At 63.4% G+C, this 25,147-nt stretch carries 26 protein-coding genes, 3 pseudogenes and 1 riboswitch; of the genes and pseudogenes, 18 read left to right on the top strand and 11 right to left on the bottom strand.

From position 1 onward, the window contains the following. The first annotated feature begins 13 nt into the window (after positions 1-13). The 4 genes and pseudogenes from BN2476_RS02945 to BN2476_RS49465 all read left to right on the top strand — a co-directional run. Positions 14-1,018: a 2-hydroxyacid dehydrogenase gene (locus BN2476_RS02945; protein WP_087732653.1), complete on the top strand. Its 1,005-nt coding sequence runs from the start codon at positions 14-16 to the stop codon at positions 1,016-1,018. A gap of 149 nt (positions 1,019-1,167) precedes the next feature. Next, a complete protein-coding gene (locus BN2476_RS45300; protein ID WP_143810887.1) occupies positions 1,168-1,467 on the top strand; it encodes a hypothetical protein in 300 nt (99 codons plus the stop codon). A 234-nt stretch (positions 1,468-1,701) separates the two neighbouring features. Next, entirely contained in the window at positions 1,702-1,857 is a 156-nt protein-coding gene (locus BN2476_RS46355) for a hypothetical protein (protein WP_160111664.1), read from the top strand. Positions 1,858-1,927: 70 nt separating this feature from the next. Next, positions 1,928-2,030 (top strand): annotated as a pseudogene (locus tag BN2476_RS49465) (DUF5131 family protein); the annotation flags it as partial. A 239-nt stretch (positions 2,031-2,269) separates the two neighbouring features. Here BN2476_RS49465 and BN2476_RS47945 read toward each other — a convergent pair. Further along, positions 2,270-2,428: an AMP-binding protein gene (locus BN2476_RS47945; RefSeq protein WP_143810886.1), complete on the bottom strand. Its 159-nt coding sequence runs from the start codon at positions 2,426-2,428 to the stop codon at positions 2,270-2,272. Positions 2,429-2,558: 130 nt separating this feature from the next. Then, a pseudogene (locus tag BN2476_RS49625) lies at positions 2,559-2,711 on the bottom strand (superinfection immunity protein); the annotation flags it as partial. 203 nt (positions 2,712-2,914) lie between these two features. On the opposite strand from BN2476_RS49625, the gene BN2476_RS02935 reads away from it, so the two are divergent. Next, entirely contained in the window at positions 2,915-3,118 is a 204-nt protein-coding gene (locus tag BN2476_RS02935) for a hypothetical protein (RefSeq protein ID WP_087732651.1), read from the top strand. A 621-nt stretch (positions 3,119-3,739) separates the two neighbouring features. Next, positions 3,740-3,881, top strand: a pseudogene (locus tag BN2476_RS02930) (MarR family transcriptional regulator); the annotation flags it as partial. 107 nt (positions 3,882-3,988) lie between these two features. Here the strand turns inward: BN2476_RS02930 and BN2476_RS02925 are convergent. Beyond that, a complete protein-coding gene (locus tag BN2476_RS02925) occupies positions 3,989-4,546 on the bottom strand; it encodes a plasmid fertility inhibition factor family protein (protein ID WP_087732650.1) in 558 nt (185 codons plus the stop codon). Positions 4,547-4,807: 261 nt separating this feature from the next. Between BN2476_RS02925 and BN2476_RS02920 the strand changes: the two genes are divergently transcribed. The 3 genes from BN2476_RS02920 (at position 4,808) to BN2476_RS02910 (ending at position 8,318) form a co-directional block, all read left to right on the top strand. Next, entirely contained in the window at positions 4,808-5,722 is a 915-nt protein-coding gene (locus tag BN2476_RS02920; protein WP_087732649.1) for a crotonase/enoyl-CoA hydratase family protein, read from the top strand. Between the two features lie 202 nt (positions 5,723-5,924). After that, entirely contained in the window at positions 5,925-7,082 is a 1,158-nt protein-coding gene (locus BN2476_RS02915; protein ID WP_087732648.1) for an MFS transporter, read from the top strand. A 78-nt stretch (positions 7,083-7,160) separates the two neighbouring features. Beyond that, a complete protein-coding gene (locus tag BN2476_RS02910; protein WP_087732647.1) occupies positions 7,161-8,318 on the top strand; it encodes an MFS transporter in 1,158 nt (385 codons plus the stop codon). Between the two features lie 96 nt (positions 8,319-8,414). Here the strand turns inward: BN2476_RS02910 and fahA are convergent, their stop codons facing one another. After that, complete coding sequence (gene fahA / locus BN2476_RS02905; protein ID WP_087732646.1) at positions 8,415-9,725, bottom strand: fumarylacetoacetase; 1,311 nt, start codon at positions 9,723-9,725, stop codon at positions 8,415-8,417. Continuing rightward, entirely contained in the window at positions 9,722-11,044 is a 1,323-nt protein-coding gene (gene hmgA, locus BN2476_RS02900) for a homogentisate 1,2-dioxygenase (protein ID WP_087732645.1), read from the bottom strand. Before hmgA ends, fahA begins: the two co-directional genes overlap by 4 nt. A gap of 234 nt (positions 11,045-11,278) precedes the next feature. Here hmgA and BN2476_RS02895 point away from each other — a divergent pair, with 234 nt between their 5' ends. After that, positions 11,279-12,109 carry an EAL domain-containing protein gene (locus BN2476_RS02895; RefSeq protein WP_087732682.1) on the top strand — a complete coding sequence of 277 codons (831 nt, stop codon included), beginning with the start codon at positions 11,279-11,281 and terminating at the stop codon, positions 12,107-12,109. 29 nt (positions 12,110-12,138) lie between these two features. Here BN2476_RS02895 and BN2476_RS02890 read toward each other — a convergent pair whose 3' ends face one another. Beyond that, complete coding sequence (locus tag BN2476_RS02890) at positions 12,139-12,945, bottom strand: IclR family transcriptional regulator (RefSeq protein WP_087732644.1); 807 nt, start codon at positions 12,943-12,945, stop codon at positions 12,139-12,141. 118 nt (positions 12,946-13,063) lie between these two features. Here BN2476_RS02890 and BN2476_RS02885 point away from each other — a divergent pair, with 118 nt between their 5' ends. Next, a complete protein-coding gene (locus BN2476_RS02885; protein WP_087732643.1) occupies positions 13,064-14,254 on the top strand; it encodes an acyl-CoA dehydrogenase in 1,191 nt (396 codons plus the stop codon). Positions 14,255-14,353: 99 nt separating this feature from the next. Here the strand turns inward: BN2476_RS02885 and BN2476_RS02880 are convergent, their stop codons facing one another. Then, the gene (locus tag BN2476_RS02880; RefSeq protein WP_087732642.1) at positions 14,354-14,992 is read right to left on the bottom strand and encodes a peroxiredoxin; all 639 of its coding nucleotides are present in this window, start codon (positions 14,990-14,992) and stop codon (positions 14,354-14,356) included. A gap of 383 nt (positions 14,993-15,375) precedes the next feature. Between BN2476_RS02880 and BN2476_RS02875 the strand changes: the two genes are divergently transcribed. From BN2476_RS02875 to BN2476_RS02865, 3 genes are all read left to right on the top strand, one after another. After that, positions 15,376-15,678, top strand: a complete 303-nt coding sequence (locus BN2476_RS02875) for an ElaB/YgaM/YqjD family protein (protein ID WP_007584918.1) — start codon at positions 15,376-15,378, stop codon at positions 15,676-15,678. A gap of 123 nt (positions 15,679-15,801) precedes the next feature. Continuing rightward, positions 15,802-16,185 (top strand): phage holin family protein, encoded by a 384-nt coding sequence (locus BN2476_RS02870; RefSeq protein WP_087732681.1) that lies wholly within the window; start codon positions 15,802-15,804, stop codon positions 16,183-16,185. A 72-nt stretch (positions 16,186-16,257) separates the two neighbouring features. Then, positions 16,258-16,734 carry a DUF3318 domain-containing protein gene (locus BN2476_RS02865; RefSeq protein WP_087732641.1) on the top strand — a complete coding sequence of 159 codons (477 nt, stop codon included), beginning with the start codon at positions 16,258-16,260 and terminating at the stop codon, positions 16,732-16,734. Positions 16,735-17,149: 415 nt separating this feature from the next. On the opposite strand, the gene BN2476_RS02855 is transcribed toward BN2476_RS02865, so the two are convergent. The 4 genes from BN2476_RS02855 to glyA all read right to left on the bottom strand — a co-directional run bounded on the left by BN2476_RS02855 (position 17,150) and on the right by glyA (position 20,767). Next, the gene (locus BN2476_RS02855) at positions 17,150-18,082 is read right to left on the bottom strand and encodes an RNA-guided endonuclease InsQ/TnpB family protein (protein ID WP_235850672.1); all 933 of its coding nucleotides are present in this window, start codon (positions 18,080-18,082) and stop codon (positions 17,150-17,152) included. A 155-nt stretch (positions 18,083-18,237) separates the two neighbouring features. Further along, entirely contained in the window at positions 18,238-18,849 is a 612-nt protein-coding gene (locus BN2476_RS02850) for a GspH/FimT family pseudopilin (RefSeq protein WP_173819577.1), read from the bottom strand. 172 nt (positions 18,850-19,021) lie between these two features. Then, a complete protein-coding gene (gene nrdR, locus BN2476_RS02845) occupies positions 19,022-19,513 on the bottom strand; it encodes a transcriptional regulator NrdR (RefSeq protein ID WP_087732639.1) in 492 nt (163 codons plus the stop codon). A 6-nt stretch (positions 19,514-19,519) separates the two neighbouring features. Beyond that, entirely contained in the window at positions 19,520-20,767 is a 1,248-nt protein-coding gene (gene glyA / locus BN2476_RS02840) for a serine hydroxymethyltransferase (RefSeq protein WP_087732638.1), read from the bottom strand. 184 nt (positions 20,768-20,951) lie between these two features. Beyond that, positions 20,952-21,066, bottom strand: a riboswitch (ZMP/ZTP riboswitch). A 190-nt stretch (positions 21,067-21,256) separates the two neighbouring features. Here glyA and ydfG point away from each other — a divergent pair. The 4 genes from ydfG to tolQ all read left to right on the top strand — a co-directional run bounded on the left by ydfG (position 21,257) and on the right by tolQ (position 25,142). Further along, positions 21,257-22,003, top strand: coding sequence for a bifunctional NADP-dependent 3-hydroxy acid dehydrogenase/3-hydroxypropionate dehydrogenase YdfG (ydfG, locus tag BN2476_RS02830; RefSeq protein WP_087732637.1), 747 nt, complete (start codon positions 21,257-21,259; stop codon positions 22,001-22,003). A 421-nt stretch (positions 22,004-22,424) separates the two neighbouring features. After that, positions 22,425-23,804, top strand: coding sequence for an RNA-guided endonuclease IscB (gene iscB / locus BN2476_RS02825; RefSeq protein ID WP_143810885.1), 1,380 nt, complete (start codon positions 22,425-22,427; stop codon positions 23,802-23,804). A gap of 25 nt (positions 23,805-23,829) precedes the next feature. Continuing rightward, positions 23,830-24,300 (top strand): tol-pal system-associated acyl-CoA thioesterase, encoded by a 471-nt coding sequence (gene ybgC / locus BN2476_RS02820; protein WP_087732636.1) that lies wholly within the window; start codon positions 23,830-23,832, stop codon positions 24,298-24,300. 164 nt (positions 24,301-24,464) lie between these two features. After that, positions 24,465-25,142, top strand: coding sequence for a protein TolQ (gene tolQ, locus BN2476_RS02815; protein WP_087732635.1), 678 nt, complete (start codon positions 24,465-24,467; stop codon positions 25,140-25,142). The last annotated feature ends 5 nt before the right edge of the window (positions 25,143-25,147 follow it).

Here is a 25,147-nt window from a genome sequence, read left to right as displayed (position 1 = left end):
GAGTCAGGAACCCATGCGCATGATCCTGTTCAGCAGCCGGCAGTACGACGTCGACACGTTCAATGAGGCGAACACCGCGTTCAAGTACGAGTTGCACTTTCAGGAGTCGCATCTCGATGCGGACACAGCCGTGCTCGCCGACGGTTACGACGTCGTGTGTCCGTTCGTCAACGACACCGTCGATGCGGCGACGCTCGAGCGCCTGCATGCGGGCGGCACGCGGCTCATCGCGCTGCGCTCGGCGGGCTTCAATCACGTCGATCTGGCGGCGGCCCGGCGGCTCGGCATGCCCGTCGTCAGAGTGCCCGCGTATTCGCCGCACGCGGTCGCCGAGCACGCGGCGGGACTGGTGCTCGCGCTGAACCGGAAGCTGCCGCGCGCCTTCGCCCGCACGCGCGAGGGGGATTTCTCGCTGAACGGGCTGCTCGGCTTCGACCTTCACGGCAAGACGGTCGGCGTGATCGGCACGGGCATCATCGGCCGGTGCTTTGCGCGTGTCATGGCGGGCTTCGGCATGCGGGTGCTCGCGCACGATCCCGGTCCTGAGTCGCCCGAAGTCCTCGCGCTCGGCGGGCGCTACGTGCCGCTCGATACGCTGCTCGCTGAGTCGGACGTCGTGAGCCTGCACTGCCCGCTGCTGCCCTCGACGCACCACCTGATCGACAGCCGCGCGCTCGCGAAGATGAAGCGCGGCGCAATGCTGATCAACACGGGGCGTGGCGGGCTGGTCGAAAGCAATGCGCTGGTCGGCGCGTTGAAGAGCGGCCAGCTGGGACATCTCGGGCTCGACGTGTACGAGGAGGAAGGCGGCATCTTCTTCGAGGATCATTCGAACCTGCCGCTGCAAGACGATGTGCTCGCGCGTCTGCTGATGTTTCCCAATGTGATCGTGACCGCGCACCAGGCCTTTTTCACGCGCGAGGCGATGACCGAGATCGCGCAGACAACACTCGGCAACGTGAAAGCGTGGCGCGAAGGGACGCCGCGCAATGTCGTCGAGGCGCCTGCGAAGGGATAAACAGCGCGCGGCCGGATACGTCGAAGCGGCCAATGAAGCAACGAAGGTCAGCGAGATGAGGGGAACTTGCATCGTTACGCTGGCCGTTTCACTCATGCGGATTCTATTCGATCGCCCGTGCGCACATCCCCTGGTGGCGGATGTTCGCGATGACACTGCCCGTGTTCGTCATCACCCAGTTCCTGACGCCGACCGCTTTCGCCATTCACCCGTTTGGCTCGCATAGCCGGCGTCAGTTTCTCTGCTCCAGCTGGCATGGCAGGTCACGACGCTTTCCGGATCCAAGGTGCATACCGCCCGTCGGATTATCACAGCGTATTGCGCCCCTGAATGTGGGCAATCTAACGCTCGATGTAGCGTTGGTCGGCTCGGACACGCGTTCTCTTCCGTCACCGTTCTGGCAGTCAAACGAGTTGATTGAGTTTTATGTGAACTGGGCGCGCATGTGAACCGGCACACAGATCAAAATGGCTCAGCCGAGAATAATTCGCTAAAAGACCAACACCGGTGAACCTCTCATGGATGAGCGGGCGCTTCAGGAACGCGCCGTCCTTGTCTCCACCACGCGCTTCGTGGGCAGCGCGCAAAGAACGGGGCCTGCCCATAGTTCCGTTCTTCATCCCCCTGTTACTGGGCGACGTGGTCTGGCGATGGGAAAAGGCCTCCTACGTTGGGAGAGAACTATGTGGCTGCGCCCGTACGTGATTGCGATTCTGGCTGGCTTCTCGATTCTGTGGATTGCCATTGCGTGGGCGCTGGTACGCGGGGCGAAGGCCGGCAAGCGCCGGCCGCGGCGTGGAGATGTCACCGCAAAGGGGCCGATCTCACATCAAGAGTAACCGCTGGACGTAGCGCACCGGGCGCGAAATCGTAACGGAAGCACCCGGCTCTTCCATTGTCGGTGGCTAAAGTAGCCACAGCGCGCGGCCGATGCATCCGGACTGGGCTCGATCGCGGGCGAGAGCAGTGTGCAGCTGCTCGTGTGACTTTCCTTTTCAAACAATGGTGCGAGTGGGCGCCCGGCGAAAACGCACCCGGCCCCACGACTCGCACTGAACCGGCTGCGTGGCTCACGGTCGACGGATCGTGAGACATCAATAGCGTCACGCACGAGGAAGGTGAACAGATGCACCGCGACGATGAAAACCTTTGCATAAGTGCATAAGTCGGTGTGTGCGGTGGAAGCGTAGTCTGTAACCGCTTCCACCGCGCCGCGCTCGGCTCACCGGCTACTCGCCGGCCACATTGCCTTTACTGCTCATACGCAGTCGGCAGCACTTCCTGAAACGTGGGTACGACGTGCATCACCGTGATGTGCTCGCGCGAGATCAGGTGGCGCATGTGCTGTAGATCGCTTTCCTCGCGCGTCGATGGAATCACCAGCCGGGCGCCGTGCAGCAAAGGCCACATCGCTTTGATCCGGTACTGAACGCACCTCGACACATCTCGGTCCGACGGAGTTCACACGCAAATGCCAGCGAAACCGGCCCCGCACGCGCAATCCATCCGCGCCTTTCACAGGTCCTGACGCCAAGGAGTAGGCAACCCACCAGCCATAACCGGTCCAACCAGCCAGAAGGTTGATAAGCGCCACCAACTTGATCCGATGGTGTGAACGTGTCAGTGCTAGAAAGGTCGGGACGAAGTAAACTCCAGCACTGGCGGACAGTGACAACGTTGGCAGAGCAGTCATTTGGTGAAACCCCCGTAAGAATTTGATTGTGTCTACTCCAGCTGACGACTATCCCGGGTCGGGGTCAGTCTATCCGGCATCGGCGACGACAGCAGTTCCACTCATGAAATGGCGACGGCCGGGCGTTGACCACCCGCCAGCGCTTCACAGCGCGCTGTACGGCAACATCGCCCGCGCTGGGCGCACCAGGCACGATGTAGTCCATGACTCTGCCGTTGAATCACGGCATCCTGCGCCACGTGCCCGATGCCGCGCCTATGTGCGGCGGGGTTCCACTGACGCAACTCGACGCCGTCGACGAGCACGCTTTCGGTCAGGACAGCGTGCAGGACCAGATCAGAGATAAACCCCAATGCGTGCATGCCGGGTCTGACAGAGATGTTCATACGAGCCGCGGCCCGAATTAACATCTCGGGTGTGAGTCGCCGGTCAATCAGCGGCAGGGCGGCGACGAGGGCTTCGGCACGCGTTGGCCGGGCGAATAGTCGGGTAACCTCGAGAAGACAACCCGGCAAGGGATTCTCTTTGATACCAGACGTCGGCCGCACGTCCCACCCGTGGGTCGCGCATTGCACCGCTGCCACGGCTGCGGCTCTTGGCGTGGCGGAATGCATTTACAGCAAACCGGCACGCGCGTAATGCTTCGTGTGGTCCAGCGATCCAATGGACCCTGAAGTCGCCGCGATAAAGTCCCCGGTCTTGTGCATGATGATCCCCGTGTATGCTCATTTTATACTTCGTTTCTGACGGCTTTTTTGCAAAGATCTCAGCAAGTAATGGACCATGCATTCCAGGCTCAGAGCTTGTCACATGGCGCGCAGCTTCGCGACGGTCGGCCGATGGAAAAAGCAGAGGACTTGGTTTCAGCTGTGAAACATGAAACACCATGATGCGCGCAAAGCCGCAGAGGGAACGGCCTGCATCGGCGCGCCCGCGTTCTTTGCGCGCCGTGGACACGTAGCAAAAAAAATCGGGCGCCGGAATTGCGTTGCATTCCTGAAACGCGCGCCGGTTTTATGTCGTCGTTTTGTTGCAAGGGGCTCGTCGAAAAGTGCCGCGCTCTACGACGGCCGCGCGCTCGCATTGAGCCTGACGGCTCGCGGCCGCACCGCCGCGAAGCGCGCAACGCAATGGCCCGACTTCCTGGCGAAAGCTGTCGGCACGCTGCGATCATTTCGGCCGCTTCGGGCAGCTGTTCCTCGATCGCCTTCGCTCGTGTCGCGAAGTCGGTGGCCCGCACCGGACCAGAGCGCCGCGCGCGAGGGTTATGCGAAGTTTCAGATACGCGCCTGCACGTCCGCGCCGGTGGAACCGGGACGCAGCGCGGTGCGCGCGTCGTCGGGCGCACCGCAGTACTGGCGCAGCAGCGCCGCTTCGCGCTCGTGCACTTCGACAGGAAACCACACGGCGCCCGCCGCCAGCATGTAACGCGCGCGATGCTGCCCGTTGCGAAACGCGACCACGCCTTCGTGCTCCAGCCTGAGCCAGCCGAGCAGCCCCGGCGCGTGGCGCGTCGTGATCGTCACGTAGGGCATCTGCGGAATGCGCGCGTTGGACGGATCGAGAAACTCGCGGATGCCGCGCACCTTACCCTGGTGCCATTCGTTCACGGGACGCAGCACGTAATCGGTGTCGTCGCGATCGGCGCACGCGATCAGCTTGCGCGCATCGACGAGCACGACCTGATGGCGCGTGCCGTCTGCCGTGAAGACGCGCTTCAGCCGCACATGCTTGTAGGGTGGATGATCGAGCAACGGAACGATCCATACCGGCTCGTTGCCGGATGACGATGATGCAGCCGAAGAAGTCGTCGGTAGTTCCATCAATGAGGACATAGGGCGTACTCCATGCGCCGGTGCGTGCGCGCGCCCTGGCAGTTCAAAAAGCGCCTAAGCTACGAGTCGATTGTTAAAAGCACGTGACTGGCTTGCGAGCGATTCGCGCTGTATCGCCGCCCGTTCGCCACGCTTCGTTGCGCAGGCTCGAGCTTCCGGTTTAGCGGATGTTTTGCGCGGTTCTTTAGGGTGTCGCCGCGCATTTACGCGCTTTTCTATTCCAGTCTAGGCCCTCAACGAACACTTGCAGCGGAGAGAACGATGGCTATCAAACAGTTCGGCGAGCACGTGCGAATTGAAACTGCACAAAAAACCGCAACTACACAGAACAAGCAATCAGCAGACCCGATAGACGCCGTCGCAACGATCGTCATCGACCGCCCCGCCCGTCGCAATGCCGTCGATCGTCCGACGGCCGATGCGCTTTGCGCAGCGTTGCGCCACTTCGAAGCAAACGATGCGTGGCGCGTCGCCGTGTTGACGGGCGCGGACGGCACGTTTTGCGCGGGAGCGGATCTCACTGCACTACAAGACGATGCACGGCGCAACGAATTGCACGCAGACGGCAGCGGTCCCGGTCCGATGGGACCGACGCGCATGATGCTCACGAAGCCCGTCATCGCGGCGATCGCGGGTCATGCGGTGGCGGGCGGTCTGGAACTGGCGGCGATGTGCGATCTGCGCGTCGTCGAAGAGGATGCGGTGCTGGGTGTGTTCTGCCGACGCGTCGGCATTCCGCTGATCGATGGCGGGACGATTCGCCTGCCGCGTCTGATAGGCCAGTCGCGCGCGCTCGATCTGATCCTGACGGGCCGCGCGATCGGCGCCGACGAAGCGCTTGCGTTCGGTCTTGCCAATCGCGTCGTGCCGAAGGGCGCGGCGCGCGCCGCCGCCGAGCAACTGGCCACCGAGCTCGCCGCGTTCCCGCAGGCAGCGCTGCTCGCCGATCGCCGGTCCGTCTACGAAAACGCGTCGCTTGAAAATCTGCCCGAAGCGCTGCGCCGCGAAGGCGCAGGCGGCTATCAGGCTGTGTTCGCCGAGGGTATCGCGGGCGCGGCGGCGTTCGCTGCGGGAGCGGGACGTCACGGAAGCGCGATCCGCGATGTGGCCGGCGAAGTGCCCGGTGATGTGCCCCGCGACGTGCGCGATATCGCGCCCGACAAAAAAATCCCTTGAAACAAGGCATTTTCTTGGCGCAGTCACATTGCAATCGCCGAAATACAACAGCGCGTCAGGCCGTCAGCACAGCGGGGTTGGCTTAGGTACAATCCCCTACAGATTTACCCTTGCTGACGCCTGCGCACTCGTCCCGAAAGCGCGCGACGGCAACGCGAACGGCGTCCCTGCCCGCCGGCGCCCCTCCCGTGAAAGTCCCAACATGCCCTTGCCTCTGCTTGCCCTTGCCGTTGCCGCGTTTGGTATCGGTACCACCGAGTTCGTCATCATGGGGCTGCTGCCCGATGTCGCGCGCGATCTGAGCGTGTCGATTCCGGCCGCGGGCATGCTGGTGTCCGCGTATGCGCTTGGCGTGACGATCGGCGCGCCGATCGTCGCCATCGCGGTGGCCAACATGCCGCGCAAGAAAGCGCTGATGAGCCTGATTGGCATCTTTATCGTCGGCAATCTGCTGTGCGCGATCGCACCGGGCTATGCGGTGCTGATGGCCGCGCGCATCGTGACGGCGTTCTGTCATGGCGCGTTCTTCGGCATCGGCTCGGTCGTCGCAGCGGGGCTCGTCGCGCCGAACCGCCGCGCGCAGGCCATCGCGCTTATGTTCACGGGCCTCACGCTCGCGAACGTGCTGGGCGTGCCGCTCGGCACGGCGCTCGGCCAGGCTGTCGGCTGGCGCGCGACGTTCTGGGCCGTGACGGGCATCGGCGTGATCGCGGCCGTCGCGCTCGCGCTGTGCCTGCCGTCGAAGATCGAGATGCAGAAGGCAAGCCTCGTCCACGAGTTCACGGTGCTGAAGAATCCGCAGGTGCTGATGGTGCTGGGCACGAGCGTGCTCGCATCGGCGAGCCTCTTCTCGACCTTCACCTACATCACGCCGATCCTCGAAGACGTGACGGGCTTCACGCCGCATGCCGTGACGATGGTGCTGCTGCTGTTCGGCCTCGGGCTGACGGTCGGCAGCACGCTCGGCGGCAAGCTCGCGGACTGGCGTCCCGTGCATTCGCTGCTGTCGTTCTTGCTCGCGATCGTCGCGATCCTGTCGGTCTTCGCGATCACGATGCACAGCGAAATCCCGGCGATGATCACGATCTTCCTGTGGGGCGTGCTCGCCTTCGCGATCGTGCCGCCGCTGCAAATGCTCATCGTCGACCGCGCGAGCAGCGCGCCGAATCTCGCGTCGACGCTCAATCAGGGCGCCTTCAACCTCGGCAATGCGACGGGCGCGTGGCTCGGCGGCATGGCGATCGGCGCGGGCGCGCCGCTGACGTCGCTGCCGTGGGTCGGCGTCGCGACGGCGACCGCGGCTGTTGCGCTCACGTGGTGGTCCGTTTCGCTCGACCGGCGGCTGCCCGTGGCGGGCTGAGCGCCGACGCATATCGAACGCCTGCACCCGGCCATCCGACGGTGCGCATGACATCACGGCGTAGTAGCATCTCGCCCGATGAAAGTCGTCCTCTCCCGCGATTTCCTCGCGCTGATCCTGAGCGTGGCCGTGGTCGGCCTCGGCAGCGGCGCGACGCTTCCCCTTACCGCCCTCGCGCTGACACAGGCCGGCTACGGCACCGACGTCGTCGGCCTGCTGACGGCCGCGCAGGCGGGCGGCGGCCTGCTGGTCGTGCCCATCGCCGGCCGGATCGCCGCGCGCTGCGGCGGCCGCGAAGCGATCATCGGCTCGGTGCTGGTCGTCGCCGTCGCGACCGCGCTGATGCAGGCCACGCCGAATCTGTTCGTATGGGGCCTGTTGCGGGTGTTTTGCGGGGCGGCGCTAATGCTGCTCTTCACGATCGGCGAGGCATGGGTGAACCAGCTCGCGGACGATGCATCGCGCGGGCGCGTCGTCGCGATCTATGCGACGAACTTCACGCTGTTCCAGATGGCGGGCCCTGTGCTCGTGAGCCAGATCGCGCGGTTCGACCATTGGCGCTTCGTGATCTGCGGCGTGATCTTTCTGGTCGCGCTGCCCGTGCTGTCGATGATCCGCTCGACGCCCCATGCCTCCGACGAACACGAGCCGCACGGCAACTGGCGCCGGGTGCTGCCGCAGATGCCCGCGCTCGTGATCGGGACGGGCTTCTTCGCGCTGTTCGACACGATCGCGCTTTCGCTGATGCCGCTCTTCGCAATGGCGCATGGCGTCGCGACCGACGTGGCCGTGCTGTTCGCGTCGGCGCTGCTGCTCGGCGACACGACGATGCAGTTTCCGATCGGCTGGCTCGCCGATCACCTCGGACGCGAGCGCGTGCATATCGGTTGCGCGGTGCTCGTCGTCGTGCTGCTCCCGCTCTTGCCATGGGTCGTGCAGTCGCCGTGGCTGTGCTGGCCGCTGCTCTATGTGCTGGGCGCGGCGGCGGGCGCGATCTATACGCTGTCGCTCGTCGCGTGCGGCGAACGCTTTCGCGGCGTGGCGCTGGTGTCGGCGAGTTCGCTCGTCGGCGCTTCGTGGAGTATCGCGAGTTTCGGCGGACCGCTGATCGCGGGCGCATTGATGAAGAGCGTCGGCAACGACGCGCTGATCGGCGTGGTGCTCGCGAGCGCGCTGACGTTTCTCGCGGCGGCCGTGTGGGAGAAGCGGCGCGGCGTGGTAAGCGCGGCGTCGTGATAACGAAGAAGCCGCGCGCATTCGATGCTGCGCGCGGCTTCATAAGCACAGTTCACGTCCGCGAACGATACACCGATGTGAGCCGTGTGATAGACGTCACTGACGCGCCGGCAAAATTTCGCCGACACATGTGCCAAAGCCGACGCGATAGCCGTCGCCCTGACACCATCCCGCGAGCGTCAGCTCGTCGCCGTCCTCGATGAACGCGCGCGTGCCGCCTTCCTTCAGTGGCAGCGGCTTCTTGCCGTTCCACGTGAGTTCGAGCAGGCTGCCGAACGAATCGTCGGTCGGACCGCTGATTGTGCCCGAGCCCATCAGATCGCCGACGCGCGTATTGCAGCCCGACACCGTGTGATGCGCGAGCTGCTGCGCCATCGTCCAGTACATGTGACGGAAGTTCGTGCGCGCAATCGTCGTCGCTTCATTCGCGCCTTGCGGCTTCAGCAGCACTTCGAGCGAAATGTCGAACGCGTGCTCGCCGCTGTGGCGCAGATAGTCGAGCGGCTGCGGTTCCTGCGCGGGCTGCGCGACGCGGAATGGTTCGAGCGCGTCGAGCGTGACGATCCACGGCGAGATTGTGGTGGCGAACGTCTTCGCGTTGAACGGCCCGAGCGGCACATATTCCCACTGCTGGATGTCGCGCGCGCTCCAGTCGTTGAGCAGCACCATGCCGAAGATATTCTGTTCCGCTTCCGCGCATGGAATCGGCTCGCCGAGTGCATTGCCGCGTCCGACGATGAAGCCCGTCTCCAGTTCGATATCGAGCTTGCGGCACGCGCCGAAGACCGGCCGCTCCTGATCGGGCAGCTTCAGCTGGCCATTCGGACGGCGCACGGGCGTGCCGCTCACCACCACCGACGACGCGCGTCCGTTGTACCCGATCGGAATCTCCGACCAGTTCGGCAACAGCGCATTCTTCGGATCGCGGAACATCGAGCCGACGTTCGTCGCATGTTCCTTCGACGAATAGAAATCCGTGTAGCCCGGAATCTGCACGGGCAGATGTAGCGTCGCGTCGGCCTGGCGGATCAGCGCGCGGCGCTTCAACTCGGCGTCGTCGCGCAGCGTCGCGTTATCGCGCGAGAGCAGCTTGCTCAGCTGGATGCGCACGCTGCGCCATACATCGCGGCCAAGCGCGATGAAGTCGTTCAATGCGTCGCGCACGAATACGCTGTCGCCCGCGCTCGACGAAGGCACCGTCAGCAGGCCCGCGCTTTCGAGCGCGGCCAGGTCGACGATGCAATCGCCGATCGCGACGCCCGCGCGGCGCGTCGAGTTCAGCCCATCGCTGAAGATGCCGAACGGCAGATTCTGAATCGGGAAGTCGCAGGCCGGCTCGTTCGCCGATTCGACCCAACTCTTGCGCGACGCATCGAGCGTCGCCTGAAGATCGCTCAATGCGTTCATCGTTGCTCCGGGTTGAAGTGTTTCTTGAGACCTTGCCAGCACTCGAAGTAATGCGCCTGAAGCTGCGCGGTTTCGAGCGCGAAACGCGTCGGCTTGATCAGTGTGCGCGTTTCGAACATGAAGGCCATCGTGTTGTCGACCTTGTTCGGCTTCGAGGTATCGATATTCGATGCCTTCTCGAACGTTTCGGCATCCGGGCCGTGGCCCGACATGCAGTTGTGCAGGCTCGCGCCGCCCGGCACGAAGCCTTCTGCTTTCGCGTCGTACGCGCCGTGCACGAGGCCCATGAACTCGCTCGCAACATTGCGGTGGAACCATGGCGGACGGAACGTATCTTCGGCAGCGAGCCAGCGCGGCGGAAAGATCACGAAGTCGATCGTGTCGACGCCCGGCGTATCGCTCTGTGACTGCAGCACGAGAAAGATCGACGGGTCCGGATGGTCGTAGCTGATCGAGCCGATCGTGTTGAAGTGCCGCAGATCGTATTTGTATGGCGCGTAGTTGCCGTGCCACGCGACGACGTCGAGCGGCGAATGACCGATATCCGCGCGCCACAGATGGCCGTTCATCTTCGCGACCAGTTCGAAGTCGCCTTCGCGGTCTTCGTAGGCCGCGTGCGGCGTGAGGAAATCGCGCGGATTCGCGAGACCGTTCGAGCCGATCGGTCCGAGGTCCGGCAGACGCAGTTGCGCGCCGAAGTTCTCGCAGATATAGCCGCTCGCCTTGCCGTCCGGCAGCGCCACCGAAAAGCGCACGCCGCGCGGAATCACCGCGATCTCGAACGGCTCTACGTCGAGCTTGCCCAGTTCGGTGAAGATCGACAGACGCCCGGCCTGCGGCACGATCAGCAACTCGCCGTCCGCGTTGTAGAAGAAGCGGGCCTCCATCGACTGGTTCGCCGCGTACACGTGAATCGCGCAGCCGCTCATCGCTTCCGCCGAGCCATTGCCCGCCATCGTCACCCAGCCGTCGATGAAATCGGTCGGCTCTGTCGGCATCGGCAGCGGGTCCCAGCGCAACTGGTTGGGTGGCGTCGGCGGCACTTCGGCGAAGTTCGCGACCAACCGGTGCGACGGCAGCGCCGTAAACGGCTGATGCACGGCCGCCGGCCGGATGCGGTACAGCCACGAACGGCGGTTGTGACCGCGCGGTGCCGTGAATGCCGTGCCCGACAGTTGCTCCGCGTACAACCCGTACGGCGCGCGCTGCGGCGAATTGCGGCCTTGCGGCAGCGCGCCGGGCAAAGCCTCGGTGGCGAACTCGTTAGCGAAGCCGGACTGGTAGCCCGGCTGGATTTCGCGTCGTGTAGTTGATTCCATGTGATCTCCGTAGATGCCCGGCCGCGCGCTTGCTCGCAGCGCCGCCTACATTTTACGAATAGTAAAACAGATTATGATTAGTGAAATTAACGTAAACCCTCAGTTGGGCCACGATCACCACACGGATGGCGAAATCCATATCAGTATTTGGTGCATGAAAGAGCGGCGACCCGCTGCTAACATCGAATCATGCGGCGCCAACCGCATCCCGGTTTTGCTCCCCCGAACGCATTCATGATCCCGCTGACCATCCCCCAACTCGTCGACCGCGCCTCCACTCACCCGTTTCTCGGCGAGCATCTGAGAATGGGCACAGGGATTCGCGCCGACGAAGCGGTCGCGAGGTTCGACAACGTGGAAATCGGCAGCAGCTATGAGCCGATCTTCGACATCACCGTACACGCGCTCGCGCAGTCGCTGTCGTCGGCACCCGAGAGCGCGGACCGTTTCGGCGATGAGCTGGGCTTTCAGGCCATCACGCAGCAGCTGGACGGCACGGAGTCCGACACGTTCGATCCGTTCGAGCAAGTCGCCGACGATCAGCAACTCGTCGCGCTGGACCGGATGTCGCGCGCGATGCACGCGATCAATTTCTTCGGGCCGCAGCGGCATGGTCTGCTGTTTCTGCGCGTGCACGAGCGGCTGTTGAAAAGCGTGCGCTACGACCACGGCCGACATTTCTCGACCGTGCTGATGTCGTTTGGGTTGAATCCGTCGCGCATCGTGATCGAGTTGCCGCCGGCGGCTGTCGCGCATCGGACATTTCTTGGCTATCTGACCAAGAGCTATCAGCACTATGGATTCAAGGTCGCCGGCAATCTGCCGAACGCAGGGCAGATCCTGTCCGTGTCGGACATGGCGAGACTGGATTTCATCAAGATGGATGCGCCTTCAGCATTGCGCGATTCGATGGTGAAGCCGCTTGTCGGCTATGCGAACCGGCTGAAAATCCCGTTGATCTTCAATCGCGTGACGACGGAAGCACAGTTCGATCTCTTGCAGCAGTACGACGTGCGGTTCGTACAGGGACCGCTATTCGTCGTGCATGAGAATCGGCTGGCCTGAGGGTGCCGGGTGTGCGCTGTGCGCTGAATTCAGGCGGTGTCGCCTAGGCGCCGCGCGAGCGCCTTCAGACGCGGCGCGACCTTTTCCCGAAACACGCTCTCCCCCATCGACGAGGCCGGTCCGCTGCAGCTCAGCACCAGCAGCCGGCCGTCGCGCGGGTCCCTGAACGGCACGGCGACGGCGTTCACGTCGTCGTGCCAGTCGCGAAACGAATAGCAGCAGCCCTCGTCCGCGAACGCGTCGATTTCCTTCTGCGCCTGCGCGACCTGTTCCGCTCCTGCGTCGCCGGCTGCGCGCTGCAATTCGGCGATCAGCGCGGCGCGCGCGTCGGCGGATTGCACAGCGAGGTATGCGCGACCCATCGAACTCGTCAGCATCGACAGTTTCGAACCCGATGCGAGGCCGAGCGTCAGCGCCGTTTCGCTGCGGATCGTCTCCAGATAGATCATGTCCAGACCGTCGCGGCAGCCGAGCGACACCGCCGCGCCGACCTCGCGCGCGAAGTCGCGCATATGCGGGCGGGCGAGTTCGAGCGTGTCGGTGCCCGACAGCAGCGCGAAGCCGAGCGACAACACGCCCGCGTCGAGCGCGTATTTGCCGAGCGCCTCGTCGAAGCGCAGATAGCCGAGTGTTGTCAGCGTGTACGCGAGCCGGTTGACGGTCGCCTTCGGCAAGCCCGTGCGCTCGACGAAGTCGCGGTTGCCGAGCAGCGTCTCGCCGGGCCGGAACGCGCGCAGCAGGTCGAGCCCGCGCGCCAGCGCGACCACGAACTTGCGTTCGTCGACCGAATCGGAAACGCGCGCCGATAGTGATGACGTGGATGCAGGTTTCGACATCGGATGCTAAACTCAATCGTCGTTTGCAAAACATTGTTTCGCACAGCGGAACTCAAGTCAAGCATGAGATGAGTGGGAAGCGTTAAATCGCTAACTGCCGTCGAAAAGGAGATACGTCATGGCAGCCGCCGCGCAGTTTCACTGGGAAGACCCTCTGCTCCTCAACCAGCAGCTCACGGAAGAAGAACGCATGGTGCGCGACGCCGCGCAGGCGTATGCACAGGACAAGCTCGCGCCGCGCGTGCTCGAAGCGTTCCGCCACGAAAAAACGGATGTCGCGATCTTCCGCGAGATGGGCGAACTGGGCCTGCTCGGCCCGACCATTCCCGAGCAGTACGGCGGCCCGGGCCTCAACTATGTGAGCTACGGGCTGATCGCACGCGAGGTGGAACGTGTCGATTCGGGCTACCGGTCGATGATGTCGGTGCAGTCGTCGCTGGTGATGGTGCCGATCTTCGAATTCGGCTCCGACGCGCAGAAGGACAAATATCTGCCGAAGCTCGCGACGGGCGAATGGATCGGCTGCTTCGGCCTGACCGAGCCGAACCACGGCTCCGATCCGGGCAGCATGGTCACGCGCGCAAAGAAAGTCGACGGCGGCTACTCGCTGTCCGGTTCGAAAATGTGGATCACGAATTCGCCGATCGCGGACGTATTCGTCGTCTGGGCACAGCTCCAAGCGGATGGCAAAGATGAGATTCGCGGGTTCATCCTTGAGAAAGGCTGGAAGGGTTTGAGCGCGCCCGCGATCCACGGCAAGGTTGGCTTGCGCGCGTCGATCACCGGCGAGATCGTGCTCGACGATGTGTTCGTGCCTGAGGAAAATCTGATGCCGGGCGTGAAGGGTCTGCGTGGACCGTTCACCTGTCTGAACTCGGCGCGTTATGGCATCGCGTGGGGCGCGCTCGGCGCGGCCGAAGCGTGCTGGCATACGGCCCGTCAGTACACGCTCGATCGCAAGCAGTTCGGCCGGCCCCTCGCCGCCAATCAGTTGATCCAGAAGAAGCTTGCGGACATGCAAACCGAAATCACTCTCGGCCTGCAAGGCGTGCTGCGTCTTGGCCGGATGAAGGACGAAGGCACGGCAGCTGTCGAGATCACGTCGATCATGAAGCGCAATTCATGCGGCAAGTCGCTCGACATCGCGCGTATGGCGCGCGACATGCTCGGGGGCAATGGCATTTCGGATGAGTTCGGTGTCGCGCGGCACCTGGTGAATCTCGAAGTCGTGAACACGTACGAAGGCACGCACGATATTCACGCGCTCATTCTCGGACGCGCGCAGACGGGCATTCAGGCGTTCTTCTGACGCTCGTCGATCCACAAAGAATCCATAGGAAGTCTGTAAGCGAAAAGCCCGCGTTCACAATGAACGCGGGCTTTTCTGTCTTGCTCCGAGAGCCGACGCTTACCTGTTCGGCTGCGGCGTCATGCGCAGATAAGGACGCAGCGCGTTGTAGCCCTTCGGGAACTTGCGCCTGATTTCTTCCTCATCCTTGAGCGACGCCACGATCACGACATCGTCGCCATGCTTCCAGTTGCCTGGTGTCGCGACCTGATAGTTGTCCGTCAGTTGCAGCGAGTCGATCACGCGCAGCACTTCGTCGAAATTGCGTCCCGTGCTGGCCGGATACGTGATGATCAGGCGCACCTTCTTCTTCGGGTCGACGATGAAGAGCGAGCGCACCGTCAGCGTTTCGTTCGCGTTCGGATGGATCATGTCGTACAGCTGCGAGACCTTGCGGTCGCCGTCTGCGAGAATGGGGAACCCGACGCTTGCCGCCTGTGTCTCGTTGATGTCCTTGATCCACTCGTTGTGCGACTCCTTGCTGTCGACGGACAACGCGATCGTCTTCACGTTGCGCTTCTCGAATTCGCTTGCAAGCTTCGCGGTCAACCCGAGTTCCGTCGTGCAGACGGGCGTGAAGTCCGCCGGGTGCGAAAACAGGACGCCCCAGCTGTCACCCAGCCATTCGTGGAACCTGATGCGGCCGATGCTCGACTCCTGCTCGAAGTCCGGTGCGACATCGCCAAGACGTAGACTCATAGTGCAGCTCCTTGAAATTGTTCGAATGATCCGCTCGGTCCGGCCGGCCGAGGGTTACAAATTAGAGCATACGGGACGAGGTCGTGCACCGCGAACGAACATTGACTGCGACGCTTATCCGTTTTTGTAATTTTCTCACCGATGTACGAAACTTAGCGGGACAGATCAACTCCATCCATACGATGGCTTGCTCTGCGGACACATGAGCATCACGGTTCGAAGCGGCAATGTGACACGTCCGCGACGGCCAGGAACGCTTCATGCAGGCGCATTCGGAACCTGCGCGCGACGATGCGCGTAACCGGGGCGCGCGGCTCGTTGGCTCGCCAGCGGCCGTTTCTTTGGTTACGATTCACGCGTAGCGTGCACGAAGGGAGCAGTCAATGTCGGAAGTCAACAAGGAGAGATTGATGTCGGATATCAAAACCGTACTCGCAGACGCGGAAGATCTGCTGAAGCAGGCCGCGAGCGCCACGGGCGAACGCGCTTCTGAACTTCGCGAGACGGCGCTCTCGCGTCTCAAGCAGGCGAAGGAAAAGGCTGCCGACGTGCAGGTCGTGGTTGTCGAAAAAGGCAAGAAAGCCGCTCGCGCCACCGACGACTATGTCCATGAACATCCGTGGGCGTCGATTGGCATCGCAGCCGGCGTTGGCGTGCTGGTGGGCCTGCTGATCAATCGCAAGTAACACGCGCGACGCGCGCCGGCTGCGCAATCGAGCGGCCGGCGCGCTTTGCTGACTTGCAGACCGGCGCGCGAGCGGCCGGTCGGCTCCATCTACGCGCATCCTCGCGCGCAACACGCTCAAGCCATGATCGACACACAATCGCACAGCGGGGACCGTGGGCCATTGCGGCGCATCCTCAGTTCGTCCTTTTCGATCCTGCAAACGCGGCTCGAACTGATCGGCATCGAGCTGGCCGAGGAAAAAGACCGGTTGCTGATGGTGCTCTTCATGGGGCTCGCCGCCATGATGCTCGCGACAATGGCGTTGATCGCGCTGACCGCGCTCATCGCGATCGCCTTCTGGGACACCTACCGATGGCAGGCGCTCGCCGGCATCACGATCGTCTACGCAGTCGCGGCGATCGTTTTTGCGCTCAAGGCTCGCAGCGGCTTGCGCAATGCGCCGATGATCTTCGAAGCCACGCTCCACGAATTCCAGAAAGACCGCGAGATCTTCCGCAAACACTGAAGGCAGCGCGCCGCCCTTGGCTGTCCGTCGACAACGCCTTTGATCAACCCTTCGATCAACCCGCGATCCACCATGAGCCAGGTCCATTCCGATAACGCATTTCGAAGCCACGGCCATACCGGCAAAAACCTGAGCGCGCCACATCTGCGCGCGCTGCGCAAGGAACTGCTGATCGTGCGAGCGGACGTCGAACGCATGGAACTCGCGCGGGCGACGCTCGATCTGCGCAGTGCCGTCACGCATTTCAGCTGGCTCAAGTTCATCGTGCCGGGCTTCGGCGCGATGCCCTGGGGACGCCGTCGCGGCGCGGCTGGCGGAATCGGCGCGCTGCTCAGGGAGTACCCGCTGATCAGTTCGATCGTGTCGCTCGTGCTCGCGAAGCCGATCCGCAACAAGGTAACGGCGACCGCGAAGCCCGTGCTCAAGTGGGGCAGCCTCGCGCTGGCGGCATGGGAAGCGTATCGCATCTACAGACAGGTCAGGCGTGAAGCTGACAAACCCGCGGCGACCTCCGCTGGCGCGAAAGACGCCGATATGAACCCGCCCTGACGTGGCTCGTGTCGATTGTTCAATCATCGATCGCGTGCTCCAGCATTCGTCAGAGACTGCGTCCGCTGAGCCACGGTTGAACCTCGTGCCCGTCGCGTCAAGAATGAGCGTGCCGCACGCGTCGTCAGCCATCGGTCCGTTCCCGACCGGTTGCGCTTCGAGCGTATAGCCGCCGTTCGAATCGTCGGCGGACAGAATACGCAAGTGATAGTTCGCCTTCCCCGCCTGCGGCGCCTGGTTGAAACCAATGGGTAACGGCGCTCCATCCACGTACGCGGACAACTTCACGAACTGCGCCGCAGAGCGTCCATCCTGTGCGACTTTGCGATATGCGGGAGACAGGACGGTACTTCGAAGACGGCGAGCGTCGCCGCGATCGCCATCGCAACCACGAGTTCGATTGACGTCCCCGCCCTCAGCCTAAGGCTGCCGCTGTCGCGGAAACGACGGGGATTCCTTCTGCAAGTGGGTCACGTCCGACCCCGGCTATCGGCTCATTCGCGGTGGCTTGACCGGCCCCCGCTGCAAACTGCGCTTCCATACGTTCCAGCCCCCGCTGCAGAATGATGCGGGCCGCGTTGGTGTCCCGGTCGTGCAGGACGCCACACAAGGCGCAGGTCCACTCGCGTACCGCGAGTCCGGTCGGCCCGCTGGGCCCGGTGCGCGATCCGCAACAGGAACAGGTCTGGGTGGAGTAGCGCTCATCGACTTCCTCGAACCACACGCCCGCGTCATCGCTCTTGTATTGCAGCATGGTCCGGAACGCACTCCAGCCTGCGTCGAGTACGGACTTGGCCATACCGGTCCGTGCCAGGGCAGAGGCGTTCACATTGCTGACGAAGATGGCACCGTGCTTGCGCACGAGTGCCGTTGAAGCCTTGTGCAGGAAATCCTTTCTGCTGTTTTTGATCTTTGCATGCAGCGCGGCGACTCGCTTCTTTTGCCGCGCGCGCTGCGCTACGCCCAGCGCCGCCTCGTACCTGCGGTAGAAGCGCTGTGCCTCGAGCGGCTCACCGTGACTGGTCTTTGCGAAATCCTTCAGGCCCAGATCGATGCCGATCGCACTGCGTCGCTGTTGCGGCTCCACCTTCTTCACCTTCACCGTCACGTTCAGGTACCAGCGTCCGCGCGCATCCTCGCTGAAGCAACCGGCCCCGAGCTCGTAGCCGGACAGACCGTAGCTGTCCCAGAGCGACAGAGGCCGGTCGAAGCCGGACATGAACAACTGCCCGTTGCGAAAGCGTAGCGCTGACGCCTTGAACGGCACCCACCCAAGACTGCGGCGCGAACCGGACGATACCCGCCGGCGCAGCTTCACCTTGCGGGCCTGAACCCCGCCGCGTGACATACTCGGCGCTGACCGCCTGGATCGTCTGGGAGTGCAGCCTGACGCCAGCCTTTGACGCGCCGCTGGTGTACCGATCTATCTCGTAGTTGCCGATAAAGCGCCGTTCGCGCTCCCACACCTTGTGCGAGAGCTCATTCGAATAATTCCAGACCCGGTTAACCCAGAACGCCTTGTCCAGCAACTCCGACGCGTGCCGGTCCTTCAGGCGGACTCTGAGCACGCGTGTCGTGGTTGTCGGACCAGGCTTGATTATTGGCATAGAGCAAATTTAATGACAATGCAACCAAAGTCAAGTCGACCTGCAGTCGACGCGCTCTACATCCCCCATGTGAACGAACGTGAACGAAGGGCTTTCCGCGCTTCCTGGTAAAGGTGAGGTTGGTGAGCGCGCCCGCGATGCTGACATCTGTGAGGTCGGGTTGCACGCGCAACGGATAGAAGCCTCCCGGGTGCTCGATCATCACGGCCCATCCGCATGACCAATCCACAGCGCCCGTCTTGCACGCCTGTCCGACGGCAAGGCAATGACGCGCCGAATCGACCCGGCACACTGTCACGCGCACGCCGCGCCTCAGTGCTTCGCCGCGTGCGTAACTGAGCGTGAACAGCAGCACGCGGGCACGCGCGTCGACCTGATCGCGCATGTGCCAGGCCACGAACGAAGGCACGCTCATCGTCGTGACGATCACGAGCAACGCGATTACGACAAGCGTCTCGAACAGTGTGAACCCGCGACAGACACGCCATGAATGAGCATCACGTTTCATCAGCATTCCTCGATTTCTGCCAAGAACGCGACGACTCTAACGGCCTGCGGCGACGCTCACAATTAGCCGGATGGCCAGGTGGCGGACGCGCGAATCCCTGCACGACAATGCACGTGCATCAGATGGATTCGCGGGTGGACTTCAGGGAGAAAAAATGCGGATGCGCGAACAATCAGCGCTTGCGGGAAGGCTTCGCGGGAGCGGCCGGTGCGTTCATCCGGCGAAACTCTTCGATGACGTCTTCAAACTCGGAAACGTCTTCGAAGCGCCGGTAGACGGAAGCAAAGCGCACGTACGCGATGGTGTCGAGCGCGCGCAACTCGTTCATCACGAGTTCGCCCAGACGCTCGCTGCGCACTTCGCGCTCGCCGCTGCCAAGCAGCTGATACTCGATGCGCGACGCTGCGGCATCGACCGCGTCGGCCGCAACGGGGCGCTTGCGCAGCGCCAGTTGCATGCTCGCGACGATCTTGCGGCGATCGAACTCCGTGCGGCTGCCGTCCTTCTTTACGACGGCGGGCAACGCCAGCTCGACCCGCTCGTATGTCGTGAAACGCTTGTCGCAGGCCGGGCAGCGGCGACGGCGCCGGATCGCGGCGCCGTCCTCCGATACGCGCGAGTCGACGACCTGCGTATCGTCATGCCGGCAAAAGGGGCAGCGCATGGCAGCTTAACGGTAGACCGGGAAACGTTGCGTCAGCTCGGCGACCTGCGCGCGTACGCGTTCGATCGTGGCCGTGTCTTCCGGATTGTCCAGCACGTCGGCGATCAGGTTGCCGACCTGCTCGGCTTCCTTCGTGCCGAAGCCGCGCGTCGTCATTGCCGGCGAACCGAGACGGATGCCGCTTGTGACGAACGGCTTTTCCGGGTCGTTCGGAATCGCGTTCTTGTTCACGGTGATGTGCGCCGCGCCCAGTGCCGCTTCCGCGGCCTTGCCCGTGATCTTCTTCGCGCGCAGGTCGACCAGCATCACATGGCTTTCCGTGCGACCCGACACGATGCGCAGACCGCGCTTGACGAGCGTCTCGGCGAGCACGCGTGCGTTCTCCACCACGCGCTGCTGGTATTCCTTGAATTCCGGCGACAGCGCTTCCTTGAACGCGACCGCCTTGCCCGCGATCACGTGCATGAGCGGTCCGCCCTGAATGCCAGGGAAGATCGCCGAATTGATCTGCTTCTCGTACTCGGCCTTCATCAGGATCACGCCGCCGCGCGGACCGCGCAGGCTCTTGTGCGTGGTCGTCGTGACGAAGTCGGCGAACTGCACGGGGTTCGGGTACACGCCCGCAGCGATCAGGCCGGCGTAGTGCGCCATGTCGACCATCAGATACGCGCCGACCGACTTCGCGATCTTCGACAGACGCTCGAAATCGATGCGCAGCGCGAACGCCGATGCGCCCGCGATGATGAGCTTCGGCTTGTGCTCCTGGGCGAGCTTTTCAGCCGCGTCGTAGTCGATGTCTTCCGCTTCGTTCAGGCCGTAGCTGACCACGTTGAACCACTTGCCCGACATGTTGACGGGCGAGCCGTGCGTCAGGTGGCCGCCGTGCGCGAGGCTCATGCCCATGATTGTGTCGCCCGGCTTGAGCATCGCGAAGAACACGCCCTGGTTCGCCTGCGAACCCGAGTTCGGCTGGACGTTCGCGGCTTCCGCGCCGAACAGCTGCTTCACGCGGTCGATCGCCAGCTGCTCGACGACGTCGACGTACTCGCAACCGCCGTAGTAGCGCTTGCCCGGATAGCCTTCGGCGTACTTGTTCGTGAGCTGCGAGCCCTGCGCGGCCATCACGGCCGGGCTCGTGTAGTTTTCCGACGCGATCAGTTCGATGTGCTCTTCCTGACGGTGGTTCTCGTCCTGGATTGCCTTCCAGATTTCGGGGTCGACGTTGGCGATGGTGCTTTGGGCTCTGTCAAACATGCTGGTTCCGTTAAGTGTGTTCAGGTTGACCGGATCGTGCGCAGGTCGTGTGCCGGGAGCGTAGTGGGTACGCAGCACTGCTGGCCGCTGCTGATGGTGGGAGCCTTGACGTGGCGCGTGAAGGAGGTGCCGCACACGCGAAGCAGGACAACCACCGGCAGCGCAAACGACGGCGCGCTCGAAACATGGCTGCCCAGGCGAACGGCAAAACGGCACCCTGCGCTTCACGGTGGGATGCTCCACCTTGAACCCGTCAGGCTTGACAGCTTCGGGTTCTATCGCCAGTCACGCAGGGGTGAGCGCGTTAGTTTATTGGAACCAGGGGGAATAGGCAACCGAACCGCCAGGCGCGCCGCGCCCGCCGCCAGAAGCCCCGCAGCGCCGCTCGGCGTGCCGCCCGGACGTGCCTTCGCGCGGCGGGGTCATTCTTGCCGCAGCTCGCCATTGGAAGTAGGCTTGTGGCCTTTCTCCACCGACCAGGGAACAGCAATGATCGTGTTCGTTACGGGGGCGTCCGCTGGGTTCGGCGCCGCTATCGCCCGGGCTTTTGTCAAAGGCGGCCACCGCGTCGTCGCCACCGCGCGCCGCAAGGACCGTCTGCAGGCGCTCGCGGACGAACTCGGCGATAACCTGCTGCCGATCGAACTCGACGTGCGCGACCGCGCGGCCGTCGAGGCGGCTCCCGCCGCTCTTCCCGCCGACTTCGCCGCCGTCGACGTGCTCGTCAACAACGCCGGCCTCGCGCTCGGACTCGAGCCCGCCCAACGCGCGGATCTCGACGACTGGACGACGATGATCGACACCAACTGCGTGGGTCTCGTGCAGGTCACGCGAGCATTCCTGCCCGGCATGCTCGAACGCGGCCGAGGGCATGTGTTCAATCTCGGATCGGCGGCGGGCTCGTGGCCGTATCCGGGCGGCAACGTGTACGGCGCGACCAAGGCGTTCGTGCGCCAGTTCAGCCTGAACCTGCGCGCCGACCTCACGGGCACGCCGATTCGCGTGACGGACATCGAGCCGGGCCTGTGCGGTGGCACCGAGTTTTCGAACGTGCGGTTTCGCGGCGACGACGCAAAGGCCGCAGGTATGTACCAGAACGTGCAGCCCCTCACGCCCGAAGATATTGCCGATTCGATCTACTGGGTCGCGACGCGACCCGCGCACGTGAACATCAATTCGATCGAGCTGATGCCTATCGCGCAATCGTTCGCCGCCCTGAGCGTTCATCGGGGCTGAGCGTCGCCGCGACGTCACATCGAACGGACACAGTCGGGTGCGGCCGTGCAATTCATATGCCTTAAAATGCGGCGGTCTTTTGCGTTCCGGTAAAATGCGCCGCTGTCAATCACCCCGGCCTGAAGGCCGAGGCTTGAGGAGGAGCACCTCTTGAGTCTGAGATTGACCAGACCCAGCGCGGTGACGCGCTACGTTGTGCAGAAGGCAGCCGACCCACCGTCGAATCCTTCCTCAGTTCGACGCTCTGGAAGTTGCAGCAGCAGACAAGCCCCGGGTAGGTACGAAACGGGCTGCGACGGGTGAGCTACCTCACCACCTGCTACACAACATGGTCGAGGGGAGCGGAGCCACACGGCTCCCGTCACAAGGCCCGTAAGGGCTGGCAGCCGGAAAGACGGCATGGATTAAAAAAGGAGCTGTTTTGGCGGTTTTCGTTCTCGATAAGACAGGCAAGGCGTTGATGCCGTGCACCGAGAAGCGGGCGAGGCTGTTGCTCGCGCGCGGCCGGGCACGCGTGCATCGCGTCATGCCGTTCATTATCCGGCTCGTGGACCGCGGCGCAGCTGCGAGCAACCTTCAGCCCCTCCGCATCAAGCTCGACCCGGGCAGCAAGACTACCGGAGGGGCACTGGTGCGTGACACCGATGTGCTCGCCCCCTCTACAGGCGAGATGCAGCGCGGGGCCGCGGTTCTCAACCTGTTCGGTCTCGTCCATCGCGGCCGGCAAATCAGCGCGGCGCTCACCGCGCGCCGCGCGATGCGCCGCCGGCGCCGTGGCAACCTGCGCTATCGGGCGCCACGATTCCTGAATCGCACCCGTACAGAGGGATGGCTGCCGCCCTCGCTGCAGCACCGGGTCGACACCATCATGGCCTGGGTTCGGCGCATTTCGCGCTGGGCTCCGGTGACGGCGCTGTCCAGCGAGCTGGTCCGCTTCGACATGCAGGCCCTCGACAACCCAGACATCGAAGGTGCCGAGTACCAGCAGGGCACGCTGGCGGACTACGAAGTGCGCGAGTACCTGCTCGAGAAGTGGGGTCGCGTGTGTGCCTACTGCGACACGACTAACGTGCCGCTGCAGACTGAGCACATCGTGGCCCGAGCGAGGGGCGGCTCGAACCGGGTTTCCAACCTGACGCTGGGGTGCGCGCCGTGTAATCAGAAAAAGGCAGCCTTGCCCGTTGAAGTCTTCCTGGCGAAGGACCTCAAGCGATTGAGCGCAATCCTCGCGAAGGCGAAGCGCCCGCTCAAGGACGCGGCGGCGGTCAACACCACCCGCTGGGTGCTAGCCAATGCGCTCAAGACAACCGGGATGCCGGTGGAGTTGGCGTCAGGTGGGCAAACAAAGTTCAACCGCACCCGGTTTGCGATCCCGAAAACGCACGCACTGGACGCAGTTTGCGTCGGCGCGGTCGCGGCGGTGTCGGGCTGGCGCGCGCCGACCCTGGTGGTGAAATGTGCGGGCCGGGGCAGTTACCAGCGCACGCGCCTGGACCGATATGGTTTTCCACGCGGGCATCTGACCCGCGAAAAGCGCGTGCACGGTTTCCAGACTGGTGACCTGGTGCGCGCCAAGGTTCCCTCCGGTCAGAAGGCGGGAACGCACATAGGCCGCGTCGCGGTGCGCGCGACGGGCTACTTCAACATTCAGTCGGCTGGCGAGGTGGTGCAAGGCGTTGCGCATCGCCATTGTCAGCTGGTTCAGCGTAGCGACGGTTATGGTTACTCAAGACAGCTTTACCCAAAGGAGACGCAGGAGAAGGCCGTGCTTCGTACGGCGCGCTATCCCTTCCCGGCCTGAAGGCCGGGGTTTCCCGCACAAACTGATGAATATGTCTGAAAGTCAGCCTGGCGCCGAAATTGGCTTTATCTGGCCGATTCGCGTGTATTACGAAGACACCGACGCTGGCGGCATAGTGTTTTACGCAAACTACTTGAAGTTTTTTGAGCGTGCCCGCACCGAATGGCTGCGGGCATGCGGCGTCGATCAACGCAAGCTGGCCGAAGAAACGGGCGCGCTTTTCGTCGTGCGTAGCACCGCGCTCGACTATCGAGCCCCGGCGAGGCTCGACGACTTGCTGCGCATCGTCAGCCGGATCGAGCGGATCGGCCGCGCGTCGGTGGATTTCGTCCAGGAAGCCTGGCGCGACGACACGCTGCTGGCAACGGGCACGATCCGCGTGGGCTGCGTCGACTCGACGGCGATGAAACCGGCCGCCATTCCTCCGCCTGTTCTCACTGCGTTGCGGCGCGGATCGGACTCAAACGGCGCGAGCGTGTCAACGGCAGGCAATTAAGTGTCGTTGTTACCTCGACAGTGAATTCGTAACGGTCACAACAAGACCAAGCATGGTTCGGCGAAGGATCCGCCGAAGCTTCCGGTTTGCCGACTGAATGCCAACCGACCGCTTCGAACCGCCTTTCAGCCGGATGCCCTCCCGGGACGTTACAGCGAAACTCTATGAACACTACTCAAGATCTTTCGATCATTTCTCTTGTTCTCAATGCGAGCCTGCTGGCGCAGGCGGTGATGGGGCTGCTGCTGCTGCTGTCGCTGATGTCGTGGACTTTCATCTTCCGCAAGTGGTTTGCGATTCGCCGCGCGCGGGCGCAGACTGAACGTTTCGAACGCGATTTCTGGTCGGGCGGCGACCTGCAGGCGCTGTATCAGAGCGCCGCGAACAACCGTCACACGATCGGGGCGCTCGAACGTATCTTCGAATCGGGCATGCGTGAGTTTCTGAAAGGCAAGGAAAAGCGGATCAACGATCCGGGTGCGATTCTCGACGGCGCGCGCCGCGCCATGCGCGCCGCATTCCAGCGCGAAATGGACGTGCTCGAAGCCAACCTCGCGTTCCTTGCATCTGTCGGTTCCGTCAGCCCGTATATCGGTCTCTTCGGCACGGTGTGGGGCATCATGAACGCGTTCCGCGGTCTCGCGAACGTCCAGCAGGCGACGCTTGCGAACGTCGCGCCCGGCATCGCCGAAGCGCTGACTGCAACGGCCATTGGTCTCTTTGCCGCCATCCCCGCCGTCGTCGCGTACAACCGCTACGCGCACGACATCGATCGCCTGGCGATCCGCTTCGAAACCTTCATCGAAGAGTTCTCGAACATCCTGCAACGCCAGGCCCATTAAGGAGT

This window comes from Paraburkholderia piptadeniae (assembly GCF_900007165.1).
Lineage (GTDB): Bacteria > Pseudomonadota > Gammaproteobacteria > Burkholderiales > Burkholderiaceae > Paraburkholderia > Paraburkholderia piptadeniae.
This window is presented reverse-complemented; position numbering and strand designations above follow the sequence as displayed.